Source organism: uncultured Streptococcus sp. (assembly GCF_963536705.1).
Taxonomy (GTDB): domain Bacteria; phylum Bacillota; class Bacilli; order Lactobacillales; family Streptococcaceae; genus Streptococcus.
This window is the reverse complement of record NZ_CAUTAP010000004.1, coordinates 112,252-130,190: the sequence shown is the minus strand read 5'-3', so window position 1 is coordinate 130,190 and position 17,939 is coordinate 112,252. Positions and strand designations below refer to the sequence as shown.

The following is a 17,939-nucleotide window of genomic DNA, read 5'->3' as shown; positions in this document are numbered from 1 at the left end:
ATAAAGAGGTAGCTTATGAAATACATTGTTAACTACTCAAATGACACAGCTTTTAATATTGCTCTGGAAGAATATGCTTTCAAACACCTCTTAGATGAGGATGAAATTTTCCTGCTCTGGATTAACCAACCTTCTATCATCGTAGGGCGCCACCAAAACACTATCGAAGAAATCAACCGTGATTATGTTCGTGAGCATGGCATTGAAGTTGTGCGTCGTATCAGTGGCGGAGGAGCTGTTTATCATGATCTAAACAACCTTAACTACACCATTATCTCTAAGGAAAGTGAAGATAGAGCTTTTGACTTCAAGAGTTTTTCTACGCCGGTTATCAACACTCTAGCAGAACTTGGAGTAAAGGCTGAATTCACTGGCCGTAATGACCTGGAAATTGACGGTAAGAAGTTCTGTGGCAATGCGCAGGCCTATATCAATGGCCGTATCATGCACCATGGTTGCCTGCTCTTTGATGTTGATCTGTCAGTCTTGGCCAATGCACTTAAGGTTTCTAAAGACAAGTTCGAATCAAAAGGGGTTAAATCTGTTCGTGCACGCGTGACAAATATTGTCAATGAATTGCCAGAAAAAATTACTGTCGAAGAATTCCGTGACCTGCTTCTGGACTATATGAAGAAAGAGTATCCAGAAATGACAGAATATGTCTTCTCTGAGAAAGAACTGGAAGAAATCAAGCAAATCAGAGATAGCAAGTTTGGAACTTGGGACTGGAACTACGGTAAATCACCTGAATACAACGTGCGCCGTGGTACTAAGTTTACCAGTGGTAAGGTAGAAATCTTTGCCAATGTTGTTGAATCCAAGATTCAGGATATTAAAATCTATGGAGACTTCTTTGGTATTGAGGATGTAGCAGCAGTGGAAGATGTGCTTCGCGGTGTTAAATACGAACGCGAAGATGTCCTGAAAGCTCTTGAAACGATTGATATTAGCCGCTACTTTGCTGGAATCAGCAGAGAAGATATTGCCGAAGCTATCGTCGGTTAAAATCTGATATAAAGAAAACCAAGCTCTCGAAGAGTTTGGTTTTTCATGTAAAGAGTTTATTTCAAATCAACAACATTCTTACGTTTCCTTAACCGGCGAGTTTTCTCTAGGCTTTATCTGCTAGATATGATAAAATGATAGGGAATCAGAGAAAGGGGTGTCTTGATGCAGAAAGTCCCAGTAGAAAGCCTTGGTCTGTTTGAGCAGTTGGACCGTACAGTTGTAGCTTTTCTGAAGAAAAAACCATCTCCTAATCCAGACAATTTTTATGTTAGCATATCTGCAGAAGATTATGAGAAAAAGAAAGAAGAATTTGAAAAATCTGGCTATCAAGCTGTGGAATTGCCGCTTGGCATGGCATTAGATAATGTTATTCAGCAACCTTCTTTCCAAAACCTAGTCATTGGTGGGCTCTACATGGTAGATATCTTCGTTCCCAAGGAAGATCTGCTGCCCTTAAAGGATCTTGTTGACAGCTTTTGCATCATGTTTGCAGCAGCTAATAATCGAATAGAGAATATCAAGGCTTACGATCTGATGAAGAGTAAGACAGTTTACTTTATAGGAAAACTCTTTACGGATAATCCTCAGCCAGGCGATGAAGTTAGCTTTGAAGGGCTAAATAGAGAGACAGCAGAAGGCTCCTACGAAGCGGTCAAATGCTTCCTAACTAGAGAAAGTGCTGAAAAGTACAACACCAAAAATCGACCAGTCACAGCAGCGAATCTGGAGCATCTCAAGCACTTCTGGGGCAAACCGCTGATTGTTGAACCCCATCGTAATTATTGGATTGAGTTTTTATAAAAGAAAGAGCGAAGCATCTAAAATAGATTTTTCGCTCTTTTGTTGTTATTCTTATGTTTTGCATATTTTAAATTATGTAACATTATAATTTATCCAAAGCATTCTTTTGCTCGTCATTGACAATATGGGTGTAGAGGTCCGTTACCTGAGTGCTAGCATGCCCTAGCTGATGACTGACGAGAACTTGAGATTTGGTTGCATCGTATAAACGTGTAGCAAGCGTGTGGCGGAGTTTGTGAGGAGTCACTCGCACCTTGAAGCCCTCAGAATACTTAGCCACCATTTTTTCAACACTGGAAGCATCGATTCGATTAGGAGTGCCGCGGTATTCAGTCAAAAAGAAGGCTGTATCAGTCTTTTCGGCTTTGTATCGCTTGCTTCGAATACTCAGGTACTCCTCTAAATAGGACTTGGCAAAAGCAGCAACATTGACAGAGTCCCTTTTCCCACCTTTCCTTGTCACTTCAATGACCATCATTTTGAGATTGATGTCTTTCAGGTCCAGATTAACAGCTTCAGACAGACGAACACCAGAGGCTAGCAGCAAGGCAATGATGGCTAAATCTCGTTCCTTGTTCTTGTTAAAAGAGGATAGGGCACGGTTAGAGAGCTTCTTGGGGTACTCCCTATCAATATACAGGAGAAATTCTTCTGTCTCATCTCCTAAAAAGAGCTTCTGCTTAATATTCTCTGCACGGGCTGCCAGAGTTTCCTTTTTCTTCTTAGTAGCAACTTTTTTCATCACATTTCGATAGAAGTAGGGCTCACCCTGCTCGTTTTCAACTTCCTCAGTCAAATATTTGTAGAGGCTGGACAAAGCTGACAGAGTTCGGTTTATAGTTGTCTGAGAAACACCGTTTTGCGTCGTATTAGCATTGAGAAGCGGCCGCTCGCGCAGATACAGAATGAAGGCCTCCATGTCTTTCTTGGTCATGTTTTCCAAGACAGAAAGAGGAATCTCAGCAATATGCGAAGCATCCGTGATACCAGATTCTAGCACCCAGTTAAAAAAGCGATCATATTCTTTGAGATATTCGTATAAGGTTGTAAAACTATAAGGCACCGCCAGCTTAGACTGGTAATATTCCAAAATGTACCAGGGCATGGTAGCCTTAAGTTTATCAATTCTTTCTAACAACAGTTCACGTCTCATCACATTTCTCCGTTTTTTCTATAACAGTAGTATAGCATATCTAGATATATTTTTCAAGAAAATTATAGTTTTTCGGAAAGATGATAGAGGGAAGTAAGCAATCTAACTTTACTACAAAATAGATAATAAAAACAAGACAAAATTGAGAAATTAAACTCTGTCTTGTTTTACCTGAAACTTATTCTTCTAATTCGATTTTTTGAAAATAATCCAGTTGCCATTTTTGTGTTGCCTGAGCTGTTTTATTTAAATGTGTGCACCAGGACGGATAAAAACGCATAGCCATCTTTCCTTTACAATCTTTTGTAGAAAGAATTTTTTTACTGATAGCCACCTCTTTGGGAATGATAAATATACCGCAATGACGGTCGTCGATGACGACAATAACCAGTTCATTACCCAAGTCTTTATCAGTATAAGGAATATTCTTGTTGTCTTGGTCTTTTTTCCAAAAGACTGTAAAGTAGCCTTCTTTTTTAGGTGTTTTCTTTGCCAAACGGCATCTTTTATATTCTTGATCATCCTTTAGCTTAATCAAAATGCTTTCATAGTCTTCATTCCATTTTTCATTTATCAGATCAAAGTCACCATAATACCTATGAAGAATGTCTGTCATTTTCATTGTTTTATCGCCTTTCTAATTGTTTACCAAAATTAAATTATGTAAGATAATTACTAGAATAGAAACTCTTTAATCAAAACAACTACCTGTTCATTTTGTGGCAAGGAAGAATGGTGAGCATCCTTGCCTACGACGACTACTTCTCTGTGTGAAGCAATCTTTCCTTTGTAAATCAAACTCCCGGCCTCTACACTGCTTTTATGGACAATTCCGTCACCATCTCGGAAAAAGATTCCCAAAATTGACAAATGCTGCAGCTTCTTAGGAAGTTTTCCCTGGTTGGCTACAAAGTCATCTAGCATCGCAACTCGATGATTGAGATTTTTCTTGTTCAGATTATAAGGACTGCCAATAGTCAGGAGCTTTTCCATCTTCAACCCAGAATGGTTTGCCAGGTATTGCTGCAGGAATACTGTATAAATTAGGCCACCGTTAGAGTGCCCTAGCGCCTTAAAGCTGTCAAAAGAATATTTCTCTCGCAAAACAGTCAAGGCAGCATCAAACATAGCCGCCTGCTTCTTGATATTTTCGTAACCATCACGATTATTTTGAAAGCCAACCACAAAAATGGGATTTCTATCCTTGCGCTTCAAATGCCCTCGGTAAGTCATGTGTCCGTCATTCCATACTTTAATACGGACCAGACTATGACGTGGATGCTGATTGCGGTTGAGCTTTTTAACCATTCGATTAAATCGATTCTCTGTCGCCGAACTACCTGGAATCATGATAATAGGACTCATTTCGACCTTGCTGGCAGGTAGATGAGAAATAGGGTGGCTAGGCAGCTTATTCAATAATTTTTGAAAGGTTTTAGCAAGTCGATGAATCAATTGAGTCAAAAAAGGCTTCATTCTAGTCTCCGTATCTGAATCTGATATTTTCAAAAACAAGCCACATAAAACTTAGTTATGCGACTTGTTTTTTTGTTATTACTTCCGCTTCTTCTTGTTTTTCTTCATTTGCTTGGCCATTTTGTTCATGCTGCGACGCATTAGAAATTCTCCAGCCTTCCCTTTGAGGCCGCCACCAAACATTTGGCTCATATCCGGCATGCCGGCTCCTCCTAAGCCTGACATATCTGGCATACCGCCTTGGCCCATCATGCCTTCCAGAGCTGACATGTCGGGCATTCCTCCGCCACCAGGCATGTTCTTAGGCATGTTGTTTGGATTGAGACCCATTTGCTTCATCATCTTGCTCATATCGCCTGACAGAACGCCCTGCATCATCTGCTTAGCTTGATTGAAGTCTTTGATAAATTTATTGACATCAACGAAGCTGTTACCCGAACCATTGGCAATACGACGGCGACGGCTAGGACTCAACAAGTCTGGATTTTCACGCTCAGCCGGTGTCATAGAGGATACAATGGCACGCTTGCGGGCAATTTCTTTCTCATCCACTTTGATATTCTTGAGGGCAGGATTATTGGCCATACCTGGAATCAGTTTGAGCAAGTCTTCCATAGGTCCCATGCCTTGTACCTGATCCAACTGATCAATAAAATCATTGAAATCAAAGGTGTTTTCCCGCATCTTTTCAGCCATTTCAAGCGATTTTTTCTCATCGTATTCCTGAGAGGCTTTTTCGATCAGAGTCAGCATGTCCCCCATGCCCAGAATCCGGCTGGACATACGGTCTGGATGGAAGGTTTCGATATCAGTGATTTTTTCACCGGTACCAGTAAATTTAATAGGCTTACCAGTAATCTGACGGACAGACAAGGCAGCACCGCCACGAGTATCGCCATCAATCTTAGTCAGGATAACCCCGGTCACTTCCAGTTGACTGTTGAATTCACGAGCGACATTAGCCGCTTCCTGACCAATCATGGCATCGACAACCAAGAGGATTTCATTCGGATTAGCCAGCGTTTTGACATCTGACAGCTCCTGCATGAGCTTTTCATCAATCTGAAGGCGCCCAGCCGTATCAATCAGGACATAGTCATTGTGGTTGGCTTTTGCCTGCTCCAGACCTTGACGGACAATCTCAACAGCTGGAACTTCGGTCCCTAAAGCAAAGACAGGTAAATCAATTTGCTGTCCAAGTGTTTTCAGCTGATCAATTGCTGCTGGACGGTAAATATCCGCCGCAATCATAAGCGGACGAGCATTTTCTTCTTTCTTGAGCTTATTAGCAAGCTTACCAGCAAAGGTGGTCTTACCAGCCCCTTGCAGACCAACCATCATGATAATAGTCGGAATCTTTGGTGACTTGATAATCTCAGCAGTATCAGAGCCCAGGATAGTTGTCAGCTCTTCGTCAACGATCTTGATGATTTGTTGCGCTGGATTGAGGGTGTCGATAACCTCATGACCGACAGCGCGCTCACGGACTTTCTTGATAAAGTCTTTGACGACTGGCAGGGCTACGTCGGCTTCTAAAAGGGCCAGACGAATCTCTTTGGTTGCTTCCTGGACATCGTTCTCTGAGATTTTTCCTTTTCTGCGCAGATTTTTAAAGACGTTCTGCAAACGTTCCGTTAAACTTTCAAATGCCATTTTTTATTTCTCCTAGTTTCTAATTCAATCAATTCAGTGGAAATTTTCCAAAACGTGTTAAACAAGCATATTCTTCAGCAGAGACTTCTTTCATAATCTCATTTGGGTAGCCCCAGCAGCTGAAGCCTTCTTGCATTGCCTTAGAAAGATCGTCAGGGGAGATGATTTGTACCCTGGCAGGAAAAGATTCTTCCAACTCTAACAACCAGCAAGACATTCCCTTGTAGATTACTTGTTTAGCCATGGTCACTCCCTATTGTCAATACCAGACAGAATCCCGATCTGCTCCTGAAGATAGCTGTCGTCAGGGTATTTCTCTGTAATCTGGTCAAATATCTGACTTCTGACAATGTAGTCCGAGTACATGTGCAGCTTTTTCTCATAGTCTTCCAGAATCTTCTCTGTCCGTTTGATATTATCATAAACGGCCTGACGGCTGACACCAAACTCCTCAGCAATCTCTGCCAGACTGTAATCATCCGCATAGTAGAGCTCGATATAGTTCATCTGCTTGTCAGTCAAAAGTGCCGCATAAAACTCAAAGAGAGCATTCATTCGGTTTGTTTTTTCAATTTCCATAAGAAACATTATACCAGAAAAGCATGATAAACTCTAGTCTGACAAGGGAAATAAACACTCGAAATATGAGATTGCAAAAGGTCAATCAGCTTTTTCTGCCGAGTAAAAGACAAGTTAAAAACTCTTAGTGATAACCAAGAGTTTTGTAGCTATTAATTGTTTTCCAAATAAAATTCAAAACGATCACCGACATACTGGCTTTTTACATATTCAAAAGCTGTTCCGTCGTCAAAGTAAGAAATCTGAGTCAGTCCTAAGATGGCATGGCCGCGGGGAATATCGAGGTAATTGGCGATTTTTTCCTTAGCCAGCCGAGCATAAATAGTCTGCTGAGACTTGCCGATTTTATAGCCGTGTTCCTGCAAGGTCTGGAAGAAATGACTAGTCACCTCTTCTTTTTTGAAATTCTTAATGAACTTCTCTGGAATTGAAGCCACCTCGTAGACCACCGGCAAATCGTCAGCGTAGCGAACCCGCTCCATCCGAATGACATTTTCCGTCTTATGGATGCCTAGCTTCTCCACTTCCTGCTCACTCGGCAGGGTACGCCGATAAGAAATAAGCTGACTGGATGGCGTTTTGCCTTGCGCCTTCATGATTTCTGTGAAGCTGGTGGTGCCGCGCATTTTCTCTTGAACACGTGTACTGGCAACGAAGGTGCCACTACCGACTCGACGCTCTAGCACTCCCTCATCAACCAAGAGTGTGATAGCTTGACGCAGGGTCATACGGCTGACCTTAAAGGTTTCGGCTAGATCTCGCTCACTGGGCAGGCGTTCCCCAATCTCCCAAACGGCATCGTCAATGTCTTTCTTAATCTGATCATGAATTTTGATATATGCGGGCAACATGTTGACTCTTCTTTCTTATTTGGTACCTTCCTTTATTTTAGTACCAAATACTTCAAATGTCAAACTAAATGATAGAGATCAGCTCTCAAATGCTCGCTTTTATCAAGATTCTAGCAGTTTAGCCAAATAAAGACTCATACTCGTTTTTTCATCACTCTTGCTCCTTATTACCTTGGAAAAATTCCTTTTTTGTGATAAAATGAGGGGAAAAGATTACTTCTTTTAAGAAAGGGAACAGATGACAACTAGAACTGAATTGCAAGATGTCGAAAAGATCATCGTGCTTGATTATGGCAGCCAGTACAATCAGCTGATTTCACGCCGGATTCGTGAAATTGGTGTTTTTTCTGAGCTCAAGAGCCACAAGATTACCGCTGACGAAGTCCGTGCTATCCAGCCTGTCGGGATTATCCTTTCCGGTGGTCCGAATTCTGTATATGAAGAAGGCTCCTTTGATATTGACCCGGAAATCTTTGAGTTGGGAATCCCGATTTTGGGAATCTGCTATGGTATGCAGCTCTTGACTCACAAGCTAGGCGGCAAGGTTGTCCCTGCTGGTCATGCTGGAAATCGTGAATACGGTCAGTCAACTCTGTCACATACCGCTAATTCCAGCCTTTTCAACGGTACGCCTGAAAGACAGTTAGTTCTTATGAGCCACGGAGATGCAGTAACTGAGATTCCTGCTGACTTTGTCCGTACTGGCACTTCTGCTGACTGTCCTTTTGCAGCTATTGAAAATCCAACTAAGAAAATCTATGGCATTCAGTTCCACCCTGAGGTTCGTCATTCAGAGTTTGGTTATGATATCCTGCGCAACTTTGCTCTGAATATTTGTGAAGCTAAAGGCGACTGGTCTATGGATAACTTCATTGACATGGAAATTCAAAAAATCCGCCAAACCGTTGGTGACAAGAAGGTGCTGTTGGGACTTTCTGGCGGTGTAGACTCTTCTGTTGTCGGTGTTCTCTTGCAGAAAGCAATCGGCGATCAACTAATCTGTATCTTTGTGGATCATGGTCTTTTGCGTAAAGGCGAAGCAGATCAGGTCATGGATATGCTGGGCGGCAAATTTGGTTTGAATATCATTAAGGCAGATGCTGCTAAGCGTTTCCTTGATAAACTAGCCGGTGTCTCAGATCCAGAACAAAAACGTAAAATCATCGGAAACGAGTTTGTCTATGTCTTTGATGATGAAGCCAGCAAACTGAAAGATGTAAAATTCTTGGCTCAGGGAACGCTCTATACAGACGTTATCGAATCCGGTACCGACACTGCTCAGACTATCAAGTCTCACCATAATGTTGGTGGTCTGCCTGAAGATATGCAGTTTGAGCTGATTGAGCCACTGAACACGCTCTATAAGGACGAAGTGCGTGCTTTGGGTACCGAGCTTGGTATGCCTGATGAAATTGTCTGGCGCCAACCGTTCCCAGGCCCAGGACTTGCTATTCGCGTTATGGGAGAAATCACTGAGGAAAAATTAGAAACTGTCCGCGAATCTGATGCTATTCTCCGCGAAGAAATCGCCAAAGCTGGTCTTGACCGCGACATCTGGCAATACTTTACTGTTAATACTGGCGTCCGATCTGTTGGGGTCATGGGAGACGGCCGGACTTACGACTACACAATTGCGATTCGCGCTATCACTTCTATCGATGGTATGACAGCTGACTTTGCCAAGATTCCTTGGGATATTCTGCAAAAGATCTCTGTTCGTATCGTTAATGAAGTAGACCATGTCAATCGCATCGTCTACGATATCACCAGCAAACCACCTGCAACTGTAGAGTGGGAGTAAAAAGCAAATCTTATTTTAAATGATAACTGTAAAAACAAACAAGGCTAGGACATTTTAGTCCCAGCCTTGTTTTATATAGTCTTGAGATTAACCGCCAAACAATCCTTTAAAGAAGTTGACAATGGCATTCCAAATATTAGAAAAGAAATTACCGCCTTCTTGAAGGAGGCCGTTTGCATCAAAGTTGAGGTTAATATTGTTAAAGGTATCCCCTGCTTTTGAAACGATGCTGTCTTTCAAGTCACTAAGTGTCTTTGTAAAGTCAGAATCTGTAATGACTCCACTGTTTGAAAGATTGATAGCGAAATTCACGATGAGGTTGATTTGGTCACTGGTCACTGACTGAGTCAGACCGTAGTTTTTCAAGGTTTCTTCAACAATCTTACGGACATCATCTGCTGTCAGATTACTGTTGTTCTTCTTAGCATTGGCGACAGCCGCTTTGATATCAGCTAGGGCTACATTGAGCTTATCTGCGTCATAGCCTTCCTTACCTGTATTTTCAGCATTGATACCAGAAAGGGCAGCCAGTTCTTCCTGCGCTAGGTTTTTATTTTCCTGAGGAATGGTCGCACCATTATCTTCCAGAGAGTAGTAAATCCCTGCCAAGGCGCTCTCACCTGTTACCGGAATCGGTGCAGCAACGGTAATCTGCGCGTGCTGAACCCCTAGAGTAACAGCCGCATTGCGATACATATCTTCTGTAACCTTGGTGATGTTTTGCGGAGTGACAATTTTGACCTCTAATGGTTTATTGCTGCCTAACTTCTGGATTTTTACCGAAGAATAAAGCTGCAGGCTAGGGTCGTTAGCAACATCCATGATTTTAGAGTAGACTTCCGGTGTCATGGTCTTAAGTGGCTTGCTGTCGCTGGATGAATTGTAGCCAAGCATCTGCAAGGTCTGCTGTTTTTGGCTCTCATCTAAGGAGTAACCCAGGACATACTCAGGCTGCACGTAAGTCTCATCAATGACTTTCTGAACATTTGAATCGGCAGCTGCGGTCGATACAGTAAACAGAGTAGCCAGCAAGGCTCCTGCTGTCATTAAAGTTTTTTTGAATTTCATATTTTTTTCCTCTTTTCCTCCTGCTATAGTTTCCCAAATTCTATAGCTTTTTTTATAGAGCAAACTTACTATCTGACTGCCTCGAATTTCTGTTTCTTGAGCTTGTGATTTTCGCTCCTTTTGATGTTCAGAGTGCTTCAGGTAAGTTGCTGCAATGATGGAGTTATTATTATCTCATCCATTAAGGGCTTGAGATAATAGATACATTTTACAACATTTCTCAAAGAAGTTCAAAGAAAAAACAGTCACTGGATTTGCTTGCCAGTAACTGCTCTTTTCTACTTTTTCCAAAGGAAGTCTATCAGTAATTCGTCTACTTCTGGATTCTCATGCAATTGGCTGTGCTGAGCCAACTGACCTGTAATTTTCTTTTCCTGGTAAGATTTAGCATTCTCAACTAAGAGATATTTGAGGCTGCGGGAAGAGGTATTGAGTACGGAGCCATCAGATTCGTTTTTAAAATCACCATAAATATTCAGAACATCAACCTGCTCTTGTGGATATACTTCTCGTAATCCCAGTAGTTTTTGATAAGTCTGGCTCATAGCACTAGGCTGGCCAGTTTGGTCGTCTAGGATTCTCAAATCTTCAGGCAAGTCCCTTCCTTCCAGGCCATTAACATGGTTGGCAATATTGACCTGCTTATGCAGCTCGGGCAGCTTTTCATCCTGACCGTTCTCCAGCATATAAAAGAGGATGGACATATTCCCCATCGAATGGCCTACCAGATTCATCTTATCAAAGCCATAAGTTTCTTGTAGCTTGCGAATCACAGCTGCTGCATATTTGCCGTCTTGCGCGTAGTCGGCATTGCGGTTATCTTCATAGTTTACCTTGATAATGGGATTGATAGCACCTTTCGGTATCTCTCCTAATAAGCTTACTTGACCGTTTTTACTGACATTTGCTGTGATAATTGTCTGAGTGACTCCAGCCTTTTTGGCTGCCTCTGTCATATGATTTTCAGCATTAGAGCTGGATCCAAAACCGTGGAAAAACAAGGTCGGCGTTGTTGACTGCACAAATTGTTTTGTATTGAGGCTAGTGGCTTCTTTATGGTTGTAAAAAGCTGTTAGACCGGCAATTGTCACCAAGACCAGAATCAGGAGCTTAAAACCAAGTTTCTTATTCATTTTTCATTCCTTTTTATGATAGATGTACAAAATTATATCATGTATCTATCATGGTTACAAATATCTGGATTATTACTTCACCATCAAAAAAGAAAGAAGCTTAACTACTTCTTTCTAAAACCATTTTAAGAGGCGCATGATGTGCATGTTCATCTTGACCTGACGGGAATAATAATAATTGCCGCCGTTGATATAGAGCTCTGGACCGTGGAAAATTGAAATCAGGTTATAGTAGCCGTAGGTCTTGCCAGTTACATTTCCTAAACTTGGCGCTACTATATCTTTTGAATATTTCTTGGCCAGCTCCAGCGTATTTTCACCACCGTTTTTAGCGACGTAGTCGATATAGGCTTGACCGAAATTATAGGCTTGTACTGCTGTCCAAACATCCACCTTTTTCTCGCTGGCTAACTCTAGGTTATCAGACAAGGTCTGAACGCCCTGGCGAATGCTTTCTTTGTTGTCCGTGATAGCATTGGTCTGGCCAGTTGCGCTTTCACTGGACTGCATGACATCAGTATCTTTTCCCTTGGTTTCTGTATAAATCATGGCCAGTACCAATTCTTCATTGGCCGCCGTGTCCTGTTCGTCCAGCACTTCTCTGACCAAAGTCTGATACTTCATGACTTGCTTGACATCATGATGAACCTGATAAATCTTATAGCCAGCAAAGAGCACGAAAAGGACTAAAATCAGTCTTCTTAGAAATTTAAACATTATTTATTTTGGATATCCTCGATGTTCTTAATCAAAATAGAATAGGTCCCGTTGTCGTTCTGGATAAACTCTACAGACTCTGCGTCCTGATAGATATTATTGGGAACGATAAGCTCAATTCCATTTGAAAGGGAGAGTTTCTGATTTTCGAACTTTTTCTTCTGGCGGCTGCTGTCAATCTCATCAAACTTGACTGGCTCAGGAATAGCTTCCTTGACTTGGTCAATAAAGGTAAGTCGGGCAGTCAGATTGCTGTCAAAAAGATCATCGGCCAGTTTCTCAGGCGACAGTTCGTCATTTTCTTCCAGATTTTTGAAAATACTGGATTTGACCTTGGACTGGAACTGGAAATCGTCTTTGTTAAAACTTTCGGCAACTTTTTGAGCAGTCTTCTCAAGCGCTTTAATTGATTTCTTGGCTGAGATTGTCGGACTGACCTGCAAGAGATTATCTGACATATAATTGAGAAAGGCACCGTTGTACTTGATGCGTTTTTCAATCAGATGGTACTTGCGAGATTTGAGATTGATGACCAAAGCCTCGTCCGCACCCGTACCAAAGCCAGGCAGATTATTCTGCGTCAGCTTGATAGGATTGTCCACCTCACCACCCAAGTGAGTAAGAGTTTCCCGCAGAGCAATCCGCAGAAAAGCGAAGTGTTCCACACCTTCTTTGTCAAACTGGACAAAAATCAGATCGTTGGTTTTCTGGTTTTCACTGACAGAAAACTCCTCCTGCCAAAGCTTGGCCACTGTCACTGATGTTTCCAGTAAGTCGTCTGAAAGCTGGGCTAAAAAGACGTTTTCGGGATCGAAAACACCTGTTTTAGCATCGTCAGAATAGACCCGTTCAATCTTCTTGCGCAGGTACTCTTCAATCTTAGGAGTGATGTTGAGAAACTTATCCGCCAGCAGTAGTTCGGTATCAGCTGGGCTGAATTGATGAATAATCGCTTTTTTAACGTAAATATCCATCTTAGTTCAAGCCCTCATAGAGTGGAAAAGCGTCCGTCAATTCGCGCACTTCCGCCCGCACTTGGTTCAGCACCGCTTCGTTTTCAGCGTTTTCCAGAGCCTTGATAATAAGCTCGGCTACCTTGATACTTTCTGTTACACCAAAGCCTCGAGCTGCAATAGCTGCTGTACCGATACGAATGCCGCTAGTCTTAAACGGTGACAAAGTCTCGTAAGGAATGGAGTTTTTATTAAGGGTAATATTAACCTCATCCAAGAGATTTTGTGCTACTTTTCCATTTTCTACAACCTTAGTAACATCTACCAAGAAAAGGTGATTTTCAGTACCGTCAGAAATCACACGGAACTTATCATGCTGACGGAAGACTTGAGCCATAGCTTGGGCATTGTCCAAAATCTGCTGAGCATAAACCTTGAAAGCTGGGTCAAGCACTTCTTTAAAGGCCACCGCTTTGGCTGCAATGACATGCTCCAATGGTCCGCCTTGAATGCCCGGGAAGATAGCTGAGTTAATTTTCTTAGCTAGGTCTTCATCATTTGTCAAAATCAAGCCGCCGCGAGGACCACGCAAGGTCTTGTGGGTTGTCGTGGTTGTGATATCTGCATAAGGAACAGGGCTAGGATGGAGACCTGCAGCAACCAAGCCAGCGATGTGAGCCATATCTACCATAAGCTTGGCACCTACTGCATCAGCGATTTCACGGAATTTTGAGAAGTCAATGATATGAGAGTAGGCTGAAGCCCCAGCCACAATCAGCTTAGGCTGCACTTCCTTGGCTTGCTGGAGGATAGCATCAAAGTTCAGTAATTCTGTTTCAGGATCAACACTATAGGATACAAAATTATAGGTTTGACCAGAGAAGCTGACTGATGCACCGTGAGTCAAGTGACCGCCAGCAGACAGATCCATGCCCATAACTGTATCGCCTGGCTCAATCAAAGCCATATAAGCTGCACAATTAGCCTGGCTGCCTGAGTGAGGCTGAACATTAGCAAACTTGGCACCAAAAATTTCCTTGGCGCGTTCAATTGCCAGACTCTCAATCACATCCACTACATCTGTCCCACCATAGTAACGGCGACCTGGGTAGCCTTCAGCGTACTTATTGGTCAAAATAGAACCTTGAGCAGCCATGACAGCTTTAGAAACGACATTTTCTGAAGCGATCAGCTCAATATTATGCTGCTGACGTTCTTCTTCTTTGGCAACTGCTTCCCAAATCTCTGGGTCAAATGCTTTGTAGTTTTCTTGGTCAAAAATCATAAGGTGTCTCCCTTCTTTTGCGAAAATAGGACCTTAGGTCCTAAAGTTAAAAATTTATATCATTTACTTGGGCGAGAATATCCTCGCGCGTGATTGCCCCTTGGCGTAAAATGAGTGCCTTTTCTCCAGACAAGTCCAGAATAGTTGAATCCTGACCTGTCAAAGATGCATCATCTTCTACACCTGAGATCTCTTCTTGAAAATCCATCATAATCTGCTGGAAAGAAGTTCCACTAGCTTTTCCAGAAAGATTGGCGGATGGACCAATCAAGGGACCGTACTTGCGAATCAAGTCAAGCGTAACCGGATGCTTAGGAATCCGAAAGCCCACAGTTTCCATACCTGAGTTGATCCAAGTCGGCACTCGGTCATTGGCTTGGAGGATAATAGTCAGCGGCCCAGGCAGAAAGGCTTGATAGAGTTGCTTCAGATAACTGGGCTGGTTCTTAGAAAAAGCATAAATCTCTTCTATGCTAGCCACATTGAGATTAAGAGCCTTGTCACGAGGTCTTCGTTTTAATTCGTAGACTCGCTCAACTGCCTCTTCATTTAAAGCCTGAGCAAAGAGGCCATAAACAGTTTCTGTCGGCAGGACAACCGCTCCACCTGCTACCAGAGTCTTTTCTATCTTATCCATTGTCCATCGCCACCATTCTATCTTTGCCAAATTGATCTTTCAGGACTCGGATTCGTTTTTGAGGGAAGTTTTTTTCCAGCAACTCCCTGATGCCATCTCCTTGCTTGTAACCAATTTCCAGATAGATTTTTCCTTTTTTTGTCAGATAGTCTCCTGCTTGCTCGGCTATTTTCCGATAGACGGCATAGCCATCTTCCTCAGCAAAGAGGGCCATGTGAGGCTCTGAGGTCAAAACATTGAGTCCAACTTCGTCTTTATCTGCTTCTGAAATATAGGGCGGGTTGGAGACGATAATGTCAAATTTTCCTTGAATCGAATCCAAGCAATCGGATTGGACAAAAGCAAGGTTAAGTTCGCAGGACTGAGCGTTTTCTGCTGCCAAGGCAAGAGCATCATCCGAGAGATCAGAAGCAGTAATCTGCCAGTTTGGACGGCTGTTTGCCAGTGCCAGAGCAATGGCTCCGCTACCCGTTCCGATATCCAAGACAGACAGAGAACTTTCGAGATTTTCTGACAAAATCAGCTCCACTAGCTCCTCCGTCTCAGGCCTTGGAATCAGAACCCGCTCATCCACCTTGAGAGTCAGGCCGTGAAAGTCACTGCTGCCAATGATATACTGGGCTGGCTTGTGAACAAGCAGCTGCTCTTGAATAGCTTTTAGCTGGTCACGGTCTTTTTGACTTACTTCTGCCCTAAGTTTGAGAACAAAGTCGGTAAAGGAGAGCTTATTAAGAGCCCTATAAACGAAAGACAGGCTTTCTGCTTCTTCTCCAGCTGCTACCAGCTCTTGCTCTAGCTGCAGCAAATATTGAGCTAATGTCATTATTTATTCAGCTCTTCTAGTTTTTGCGTTTGGTCATAGAGAACCAGAGCGTCAACGACTTCATCCAGTTTGCCAGCTAAAATCGTGTCCAGCTTTTGCAAGGTCAAGCCGATACGGTGATCTGTCACTCGATTTTGCGGGAAATTATAGGTGCGAATCCGCTCTGAGCGATCACCTGTACCAATCGTAGACTTGCGCTCTGCATCTTGCTCATCTTGAGCGATTTGAACAAAGTGGTCTGCTACACGAGCTCGGATGATTTTCATAGCCTTATCCCGGTTCTTCTGCTGGGTCCGCTCTTCCTGCATTTCGACCTTGATATTGGTTGGTAGATGGACAATACGAACCGCGGTCGCAACCTTATTGACGTTCTGTCCGCCAGCACCTGAAGCATGGTAGATGTCCACTCGCAGATCTTTAGGATCAATGTCGTATTCGACTTCTTCGATTTCTGGCATCACCAAGACAGTTGCTGTTGAGGTGTGAACGCGACCTTGGCTCTCGGTTACAGGAACCCGTTGTACGCGGTGAGCACCAGATTCATACTTAAGCTTTGAGTAGACCGACTGGCCTGAGACCATAGCGACCACTTCCTTTATCCCACCTACACCATTATAAGAAGCCTCCATGACTTCGAAGCGCCAGCCTTGGCTTTCAGCATATTTTTGATACATCTGCAAGAGGTCTCCTGCAAACAACTGCGCTTCGTCTCCTCCTGCAGCCCCGCGGATTTCAAGGATAATGTTCTTATCATCGTTTGGATCCTTAGGTAAAAGAAGGATTTTTAGTTTTTCCTCGTATTCTTCTTTTTCAGCCTTAGCATCCTTGAGCTCCTGCTTGGCCATTTCTTCTAAGTCAGCATCACCAGAGGCGTCTTTTATCATTTCTTCAGCGTCTGTGATGTTTTGCAGGACTTTTTTATACTCGCGATATGCCGTCACTGTATCGCGGGTGCTGGCTTCTTCCTTAGAAAGGTCCATAAAACGCTTGGTATCGCTGACTACATCAGGGTCGCTTAGGAGTTCACCAAGCTCTTCGTAGCGATCTTCAACCGCTTGTAACTGTTCATAGATGTTCATAGATTTTTCATCATCTCCTTTTTTCTATCGTTGGATTACTTAATGTCGGGGTTAAAATAGTGCTTGCGGCAAACTGAAATATATGTCTCGTGGCCGCCAATTTTGATCTGCTCACCATCATAAACCGGCTTTCCGTTATCAGTCCGTAAAACCATGGTGGCCTTACGAGAGCAATATTGGCAAATGGTTTTAATCTCCTCAATCTTGTCAGCCAAGAGCAAGAGGTGCTTGGAGCCTTCGAAGAGTTCATTGCGAAAATCGTTCTTCAGACCAAAAGCCATAACAGGAACATCCAGCTCATCCACCACTCTAGCCAAATCATAGACATGATGGCGTTTCAAGAACTGAGCCTCATCGATCAAAACGCAATAAGGTTTTTCAGGCAACTGCTGGATATAGCCAAAAATATCCGTCTGGTCTTCAATAGCTATAGCATTCCGCTTCATGCCGATGCGACTAGAAACAACACCAAAGCCGTCGCGGGTGTCAACAGCCGAGGTCATGATAACCACGCTCTTGCCTTGTTCTTCATAATTGTGGGCCACTTTCAAAATTTCAATAGTCTTACCCGAATTCATCGTACCATATTTGTAGTATAACTGAGCCATAATTTAAATCTTTGCTAATTCATTATCTCCATTTTTACTTCACATTATTTTACCATAATTTACTACTCTTTAAAACCTCATTTATGATAAAATAATAATAACGAAATAAAGGAGGCAGAAAATATGCCATTTGTTAGAATTGATTTATTTGAAGGTCGTACTCTGGAGCAGAAAAAAGCTCTTGCCAAGGAAGTAACTGAAGCCGTTGTCAGAAATACTGGCGCACCTCAGTCTGCTGTCCATGTCATCATTAACGACATGCCAGAAGGAACCTACTTCCCACAAGGTCAAATGCGAGAAAAATAAAAAAGAAA

20 protein-coding genes are annotated in these 17,939 nt (G+C 42.7%); 4 read left to right on the top strand and 16 right to left on the bottom strand.

Annotation, left to right across the window (positions count from 1 at the left end; genetic code table 11):
• Window positions 1-15 precede the first annotated feature (15 nt).
• Window positions 16-1,005 carry a lipoate--protein ligase gene (locus tag RWX26_RS03895; protein ID WP_314579380.1) on the top strand — a complete coding sequence of 330 codons (990 nt, stop codon included), beginning with the start codon at window positions 16-18 and terminating at the stop codon, window positions 1,003-1,005.
• A gap of 165 nt (window positions 1,006-1,170) precedes the next feature.
• Window positions 1,171-1,809 carry a hypothetical protein gene (locus RWX26_RS03890; protein ID WP_314579379.1) on the top strand — a complete coding sequence of 213 codons (639 nt, stop codon included), beginning with the start codon at window positions 1,171-1,173 and terminating at the stop codon, window positions 1,807-1,809.
• Between the two features lie 82 nt (window positions 1,810-1,891).
• Here the strand turns inward: RWX26_RS03890 and xerS are convergent, their stop codons facing one another.
• From xerS to RWX26_RS03855, 7 genes are all read right to left on the bottom strand, one after another.
• Window positions 1,892-2,962 (bottom strand): tyrosine recombinase XerS, encoded by a 1,071-nt coding sequence (gene xerS / locus RWX26_RS03885; protein WP_314579377.1) that lies wholly within the window; start codon window positions 2,960-2,962, stop codon window positions 1,892-1,894.
• Between the two features lie 178 nt (window positions 2,963-3,140).
• On the bottom strand, window positions 3,141-3,584 hold the full coding sequence (locus RWX26_RS03880; protein WP_314579375.1) for a MepB family protein: 444 nt from the start codon (window positions 3,582-3,584) through the stop codon (window positions 3,141-3,143).
• A 53-nt stretch (window positions 3,585-3,637) separates the two neighbouring features.
• Window positions 3,638-4,438: an alpha/beta hydrolase gene (locus RWX26_RS03875; protein ID WP_314579373.1), complete on the bottom strand. Its 801-nt coding sequence runs from the start codon at window positions 4,436-4,438 to the stop codon at window positions 3,638-3,640.
• 78 nt (window positions 4,439-4,516) lie between these two features.
• Window positions 4,517-6,091, bottom strand: a complete 1,575-nt coding sequence (gene ffh / locus RWX26_RS03870; RefSeq protein WP_314579372.1) for a signal recognition particle protein — start codon at window positions 6,089-6,091, stop codon at window positions 4,517-4,519.
• 28 nt (window positions 6,092-6,119) lie between these two features.
• Entirely contained in the window at window positions 6,120-6,335 is a 216-nt protein-coding gene (locus RWX26_RS03865) for a hypothetical protein (protein WP_004191299.1), read from the bottom strand.
• A 2-nt stretch (window positions 6,336-6,337) separates the two neighbouring features.
• Window positions 6,338-6,670 (bottom strand): putative DNA-binding protein, encoded by a 333-nt coding sequence (locus RWX26_RS03860; RefSeq protein WP_032907526.1) that lies wholly within the window; start codon window positions 6,668-6,670, stop codon window positions 6,338-6,340.
• Window positions 6,671-6,822: 152 nt separating this feature from the next.
• Window positions 6,823-7,521 carry a GntR family transcriptional regulator gene (locus tag RWX26_RS03855; protein WP_002895508.1) on the bottom strand — a complete coding sequence of 233 codons (699 nt, stop codon included), beginning with the start codon at window positions 7,519-7,521 and terminating at the stop codon, window positions 6,823-6,825.
• A gap of 238 nt (window positions 7,522-7,759) precedes the next feature.
• Here RWX26_RS03855 and guaA point away from each other — a divergent pair, with 238 nt between their 5' ends.
• Window positions 7,760-9,322, top strand: coding sequence for a glutamine-hydrolyzing GMP synthase (gene guaA, locus RWX26_RS03850; protein ID WP_314579370.1), 1,563 nt, complete (start codon window positions 7,760-7,762; stop codon window positions 9,320-9,322).
• 87 nt (window positions 9,323-9,409) lie between these two features.
• Here guaA and RWX26_RS03845 read toward each other — a convergent pair whose 3' ends face one another.
• From RWX26_RS03845 to RWX26_RS03805, 9 genes are all read right to left on the bottom strand, one after another.
• Window positions 9,410-10,390 (bottom strand): DUF1002 domain-containing protein, encoded by a 981-nt coding sequence (locus RWX26_RS03845; protein ID WP_314579368.1) that lies wholly within the window; start codon window positions 10,388-10,390, stop codon window positions 9,410-9,412.
• A gap of 278 nt (window positions 10,391-10,668) precedes the next feature.
• Window positions 10,669-11,523, bottom strand: a complete 855-nt coding sequence (locus RWX26_RS03840; RefSeq protein WP_314579365.1) for an alpha/beta hydrolase — start codon at window positions 11,521-11,523, stop codon at window positions 10,669-10,671.
• Window positions 11,524-11,637: 114 nt separating this feature from the next.
• Window positions 11,638-12,240: a lysozyme family protein gene (locus RWX26_RS03835; protein WP_048773437.1), complete on the bottom strand. Its 603-nt coding sequence runs from the start codon at window positions 12,238-12,240 to the stop codon at window positions 11,638-11,640.
• Window positions 12,240-13,214 carry a nucleoid-associated protein gene (locus RWX26_RS03830; protein ID WP_002913572.1) on the bottom strand — a complete coding sequence of 325 codons (975 nt, stop codon included), beginning with the start codon at window positions 13,212-13,214 and terminating at the stop codon, window positions 12,240-12,242. The genes RWX26_RS03835 and RWX26_RS03830 overlap by 1 nt, the downstream gene beginning before the upstream one ends.
• Window position 13,215: 1 nt before the next feature.
• Window positions 13,216-14,478 (bottom strand): serine hydroxymethyltransferase, encoded by a 1,263-nt coding sequence (gene glyA, locus RWX26_RS03825; RefSeq protein ID WP_314579357.1) that lies wholly within the window; start codon window positions 14,476-14,478, stop codon window positions 13,216-13,218.
• Between the two features lie 46 nt (window positions 14,479-14,524).
• Window positions 14,525-15,115, bottom strand: a complete 591-nt coding sequence (locus RWX26_RS03820; RefSeq protein WP_002897582.1) for an L-threonylcarbamoyladenylate synthase — start codon at window positions 15,113-15,115, stop codon at window positions 14,525-14,527.
• On the bottom strand, window positions 15,108-15,938 hold the full coding sequence (gene prmC / locus RWX26_RS03815) for a peptide chain release factor N(5)-glutamine methyltransferase (protein ID WP_314579352.1): 831 nt from the start codon (window positions 15,936-15,938) through the stop codon (window positions 15,108-15,110). Before prmC ends, RWX26_RS03820 begins: the two co-directional genes overlap by 8 nt.
• Entirely contained in the window at window positions 15,938-17,017 is a 1,080-nt protein-coding gene (prfA, locus tag RWX26_RS03810) for a peptide chain release factor 1 (RefSeq protein WP_314579351.1), read from the bottom strand. The genes prmC and prfA overlap by 1 nt, the downstream gene beginning before the upstream one ends.
• Window positions 17,018-17,052: 35 nt before the next feature.
• A complete protein-coding gene (locus RWX26_RS03805; RefSeq protein WP_002897586.1) occupies window positions 17,053-17,625 on the bottom strand; it encodes a thymidine kinase in 573 nt (190 codons plus the stop codon).
• Window positions 17,626-17,730: 105 nt separating this feature from the next.
• On the opposite strand from RWX26_RS03805, the gene RWX26_RS03800 reads away from it, so the two are divergent.
• Window positions 17,731-17,931: a 4-oxalocrotonate tautomerase gene (locus RWX26_RS03800; RefSeq protein ID WP_223310287.1), complete on the top strand. Its 201-nt coding sequence runs from the start codon at window positions 17,731-17,733 to the stop codon at window positions 17,929-17,931.
• Window positions 17,932-17,939 lie beyond the last annotated feature (8 nt).